Genomic DNA, 235 nt, shown 5'->3' with positions numbered 1-235 from the left:
CAGATTCACAATTGCACCAGCAAAAAAGAAATCAAGGTTACTTACTCATTTTAGCCCAGAACTAATAGCGTCCCCATCTCACCTTGTGAGGGCACACTTGATACATTCCTTGTCACAGAAACTACTTGCCAACTCTGCGCAGATTCATCCAATATTTTGTCAGGGTTTCTCTGCTCCCCCAAATGCTCTGCCCCCATCCATCCACACTTCTTTTCTGGGAGGGGTTCATCCTTAC

At 45.5% G+C, this 235-nt stretch carries 1 protein-coding gene; it reads right to left on the bottom strand.

Features of this window, described 5'->3' with window-relative positions; all coding sequences use genetic code 11:
* Nucleotides 1-50: 50 nt before the first annotated feature.
* Nucleotides 51-235: hypothetical protein (locus L9G74_RS24670; protein WP_238899082.1), on the bottom strand; the 185-nt coding region annotated here is incomplete at its 5' end.

Origin of the sequence: Shewanella electrica (assembly GCF_022321485.1) — a bacterium.
Taxonomy (GTDB): Bacteria; Pseudomonadota; Gammaproteobacteria; order Enterobacterales; family Shewanellaceae; genus Shewanella; species Shewanella electrica.
This window is presented reverse-complemented; position numbering and strand designations above follow the sequence as displayed.